The following is a 5,361-nucleotide window of genomic DNA, read 5'->3' on the forward strand; positions in this document are numbered from 1 at the left end:
GTCTGCAAGAATGCAGGAACCCTTTCGGCACACAAAACCGGATACCACACAGGGCAAAAAAACTGTGACGTAATGGTCAGCAGGGAAGGTGAACAACCGCGGCCGTGCGGGATATTATTTGAGAATGCCAGAGCCCTGTCAGATCACAAAAGAAGAGCGCATACCGTGCAGAAAGCCTGTGACTTAAAAGTGGTCGGGGAGGATGGCGAGCCGCAGCCATGCGGGATGCTCTGCAAGAATGCCGGAGCCCTGTCGGCTCACAAAAGCAAGATCCACAGCAAACCACAAACTTGCGACAAAACAGTGACCGGGGAGGACGGTCAGCCGCGGCCATGTGGGATAGTCTGCAAGAATGCCGGAGTCCTGTCGTCTCACAAAAGCGGATATCATAGGGGGCAAAAAACCTGTAACGCACCGGTGATCGGGGAAGATGGCCAGCCGCGGTCATGCGGGTTGGTGTTTGAGAATGCTGATGCCATTACGAAGCACAAAAGAAAAGCACACAGCGGTCAATGTACCTGTGATTTTCCAGTGATCGAAAAAGATGGTCGGCAGCGGCGATGTGGAAAAGTCTGCTGGAATGCTCATGACCTGACGCAACATAAAAGGATACATCGAAAACGCAAGCATGTTGATATAAACCAGAGCGGTAACCTCGATCCTTGATCTGACACTCGCCTTATCATGAGTTGATCTATTCTTCCTCTCTATAAATTAGAATGCAGGGATAGAATGATTAAACACTCATCCATTGCAGCTCTGATGTTGCTGATATCGATATTGTCTGTCGCCTTTCAGGCCGAAGCGTTAACAGAGCGTTTTATTGTCGAGATTCAAAAGAATGAATTGTTTCCAAAACAGAGCTTTTCTATAAAGCCTGGCTTGCGAATATTGTCGGCCCCGCCAGGCATAGCTAACCCAAACGGATGCACTGATTCAGATTCACCGCCTTATGACAAACGACACCAAGTTAACAGTTACGGGATAAAAACACGCCTTATTGAATCGATTTCATGGCAGCTACTTTACGCCTCTCACCTGCTGGTGGGTTACAAACTGACCCTGAACACCAATGTTAAGCCACTAAAATCCAACCTTTATTCATGGCTACCTTTAGCAGCAGCTATCACTGTCCTTTGGCTTTTTAAAAACTCTCATAACCTCGATTTACCGTTGTTTAACCCAACCGAGCAAAAAGAGATAACTTCTATGCTGGGAGAGGGGTTTGCCATCACTATGGTGGCTGGCTCTGAACATAACCAACAATCACACCAGCCACCAGAATCACCCGGCCAGCAGGCTCCCGAAGTCACCCACGCACCCAGAGGTTATTTTACTAACCTCCTGTATTCTGTTTATGGCGGCGGTGACGGAGAACCTCATTCACTTCTGCATACTTTGGGTTTCAATTGTTTCATCTTTCCCTGTTTTGGCGTTTGTAGTTTCCGACCAGCATCGGATAGCAGGGGAGCCTCAAAAGGGACGATGATTTCCGTGGCAAGTCCAACAGCTAACCCTACACATTCAATGAGTGCAGAAGCAGCCGGTACAACTCACCCCGCCGGGTCACTCAATGAGTGTGTCACAGAGCATCGAAAATTGACTGTCTCCGCTAATGACTCGATTATCGTCCACGGTTTACTCAGCCTGAGTCATCATAACCTTCCAGAAGAAAACGGGACTTCCTCTTCGCACAGCCATTCCAAACGCCCAATAGAGACTTCAGCTTCAGGTTGTCTTCCTTCCGGAGGGGCTATCCATTGCCAACAAGCCCTGTCAAATTACAAAAGAGGAGACCGCGACAGTCAACGAACCTGTGTCGAGACAATGGCCGGGAAGGATGGCCAGGAACGGCAATGCGGGAAGGTCTATAAGAATACCAGGGCCCTTGCTAATCATAAGAGAACCTACCACACCGGGCAAAAAACCTGTGACTTAACAGTGGTTGGGAAGGATGGCCAGCCACGACCATGCAGGAAGGTTTACAAGAACGCTGGAACTCTGTCATATCACAAAAAAAGAGACCACACCGGGCAACAAACTTGTGACGTAACATTAGTTCGAGAGGATGATAGCCAGCTCTGGCCATGCGGGAAGATCTGCAAGAACGCTCAAAGCCTGTCGTATCACAAAATAAGAGACCACACCGCGCAACAAACCTGCGAGATAACAGTAGTTGGAAAGGACGGCCAGCCAAGGCCATGCGGGAAGGTCTGCAAGAATGCTCACGCTCTGACGGATCACAGAAGAATACATCGAAAGCGCAAACCTTTTTAATGAAGAGCGGAACTAAGTCTCAATCCTCTCCTGGGGACATCTTCAGCTGTTTTTCGCGGACAATGGCCGACTCCATCGTTTTATTCTGCTCAAGGTAATCTTCAGCTTGTGTCAATAAGCTTGCAGTTATACCTGCTGGCGAGTACACACTCTCACTTTTATATCAAGATTCGTTACGAAATTGCCCCCTACAGAGGTCTCAACTCTTGAACTGAAAGTCACAAATTCATAGGTTTTACCCGATAAAACCTTTAGTTTTAACAGAAGTTCTCTTACAGAAAACACTGTTATTTTTTTTGCTCTATCCTTCCTTTCTATCGATCAGAATCCAGAGATAAAATGATTAAAAACTCACTATTTTTGGTGCCGCTATTGCTGATACTGTTGTCGACTGTCGTTTGTCAGGCCCAACCCTTGACGGAACGAGATATTGTCGCACTTATACAGTATGTGAATTTTTCAAACCAGAGCTTTTCTATAAAGTCTGGAATGCATACTTTTCCAGGAACCTGGCAAGACATTGCCGACACAAACAGCTATGCAGAACTTGATTCTACGGTTGATGACAAACGACACAGTTTTAACATTTACGGGTTAAAGACGACCATTATTGAATCAAATTTTTGGCGATCGCTCTACGCCAATCATCTGTTGATAGATTACGAACTATTTCTGACCAGTAAAGGACCCCCTCTATGTACCAAGCCTTCTTCATGGCTACCTGTAGAAGTGCTTGTCTCTGTCGGTTGGCTGTTAAAAAGTTATTGGCACCTAAACTCACCGTCGTTTAACACGATTGACCAAAAAGAGGCAACTTCTACTGAGAGACAGGGGGATAATCAGTTTACCACCATGGCTATGACGCATGGCTCTGGAGATGACCAACTACCATACCTGTCATCAAAATCATCAGAGCAGCAAGTCAAGAGAACTACCTCCCAACCCACAAACTGCTTCACCAACCTCATGTATTTTGGCTATGGCGACGGTAGCAGAGACCCTTATCAACCTCTGCATACACTGGGTTTAAATTGTTTCATTTTTCCCTGTTTTGGCGTTTGTTGTTTCCGACCATCACCGGATATCAGGGGCGCCGCAGAATGGACGATGAATTCATTAGAAAATTCAGCAGGCAACCCTACACTCTCAATGAGTGCAGAAGCAGCCTGTGCAACTGTCTCTGCCGGGTCATTCAATGATGATCTGATAATGCACGAAAATTTGACTCTCAACGCTGATGACTCCATTGTAACCAACGAGTTACTCAGTCTGATTAATCATGATCTCCCAGAAGAAAATGGGACTTCACCTCCGGTCTGTTTTACTTCCGGAGGGATCACCCATTACCAACAAGGCCTGTCGAATCACAAGAGAAAAAACAACACCGAACTACGAAACTGTGTCGTAAACGTGGTCGGGAAGGATCGCCTGACGCGGCCATGTGGGAAGGTCTTCAAGAATGCCAAATCTCTGTCATCTCACAAAAGCAAATACCACTCCGGGCAAGAAACCTGCAACGTTATAATGGTCGGTAGGGATGGTCGGCAGTGGTCGTGCGGGACGGTCTGCAAGAGTCTTCGATCTCTGTCAACTCATAAAAGAAGAATCCACTGCGGGCAACAAACCTGTGATGTAACAGTGGTTGGAGAGGACGGTTTGCACCAGCCATGCGGGACGGTGTGCAAGAATCCTAATGCCCTGTCGGAGCACAAAAGCAGAAAACACAGCGGACAAAAAAAATGTAGTGTGACCGTCGCCGGAGAGGATGGCCAGTTGCGGGAATGCGGGAAGGTCTGCAAAGATGCTGAAGCCCTGACAAATCACAAGACAAGAAACCACACCGCACAACGAATCTGTTTGGAAACAGTGGTCGGGGAGGATGGCCAGCTGCGGACATGCGGAAAAGTCTCCAAAAATGCCAGGAACCAGGCGTATCACAAAAGAAGAGAGCACAGTGGGCGACAAATCTGTGACGCAACAGTGGTCGGGGAGAATGGCCTGCCGCGGCCATGCGGGAAAGTCTGCAAGAATGCTGGAAACCTTTCAGTACACAAACGTGGATACCACACAGGGCAAAAAACCTGTGACGTGACGGTGAGTGGGAAAGATGGCCAGCCTCAGCCATGTAAGTTGGTTTGTGAGAATTCAAAAGCCCTGGCTGATCATAGAAGAAGAACCCATACCGGGAAAAAAACCTGTGACGTTACAGTGGTTGGGGAGGATGGTCAGCTGCGACCATGCGGGAAGGTTTTCAAGAACACTGGAACATTGTCTTATCACAAAAGAAGAGAACACACCGGGCAACAAATCTGCTGCATGACATTAGTTGGAGAAGATGGCCGGCCCCGGCCCTGCGGGAAGATCTGCAAGAACGCTCAAACTCTGTACTATCACAAAATAAAAGACCACACCACGCAACAAACCTGTGACCTGACAGTGGTTGGAAAGGATGGCCAGCCTCGGCCATGCGGGAAGATCTGCAAGAATGCACCCGCTATGACGTATCACAGAATAATGCATCGAAAGCGCAAACCTGTTAACAAGGACCGGAACTCAGACCTCAACCCTTGAGCTGACAACTACACGTTCATAAGGTTTTGCCCGATATAATCTTGAGTTTTTTAACAGAAAATTCTCAACTGAAAAAACAGTTATTTTTTTGCTCTATCCTTCCTCCCTATCGCTCAGAACCCAAGGATAGAATGATTAAACACTTACTCGTTATGGCACTGCCATTACAATTATTGTTGCTGCCTGTCATCTCTCAGGCCAAAGCGTTGACAGAACGTTTTATTATCGAACTTCTACAAAATTCGTTTTTTCCAGAACAGGTTTTTTCTATAAAGCCTGGCCTGCCTGCATTACCGATCAGCCCACCAGACATTGCCGACACAAATAGCTATGCAGGACCAAATTCGCCGCCTGATGAAAAAACACACAGACCTGGCCTTTACGGGATAAAAACGCCCCTTATTGAATCGATTTCGTGGCAATTACTTTATGCCACTCACCGGCTGGTTGGCTACGAATTGATCCTGAACACCAAAGATGCCTCTCTACTCTCCAACCCTTATTCATGGCTGC

4 protein-coding genes are annotated in these 5,361 nt (G+C 47.3%); all 4 read left to right on the top strand.

The window, feature by feature from the left end:
* The coding region (locus KDK18_RS04685; protein WP_257253553.1) for a hypothetical protein at positions 1-666 on the top strand (666 nt) is incomplete at its 5' end.
* Between the two features lie 66 nt (positions 667-732).
* Positions 733-2,277: a hypothetical protein gene (locus KDK18_RS04690; protein WP_257253555.1), complete on the top strand. Its 1,545-nt coding sequence runs from the start codon at positions 733-735 to the stop codon at positions 2,275-2,277.
* 339 nt (positions 2,278-2,616) lie between these two features.
* Positions 2,617-4,848 (top strand): hypothetical protein, encoded by a 2,232-nt coding sequence (locus tag KDK18_RS04695; protein WP_257253556.1) that lies wholly within the window; start codon positions 2,617-2,619, stop codon positions 4,846-4,848.
* Between the two features lie 152 nt (positions 4,849-5,000).
* Positions 5,001-5,361: hypothetical protein (locus KDK18_RS04700; protein ID WP_257253557.1), on the top strand; the 361-nt coding region annotated here is incomplete at its 3' end.

The sequence above is a fragment of the Endozoicomonas sp. SESOKO3 genome (assembly GCF_024606255.1).

What these genes read in the sequence shown, in the direction of transcription:
- KDK18_RS04690 (WP_257253555.1), top strand. Translation starts at nt 733, where the DNA reads ATGATTAAACACTCATCCATTGCAGCTCTGATGTTGCTGATATCGATA.
- KDK18_RS04695 (WP_257253556.1), top strand. Translation starts at nt 2,617, where the DNA reads ATGATTAAAAACTCACTATTTTTGGTGCCGCTATTGCTGATACTGTTG.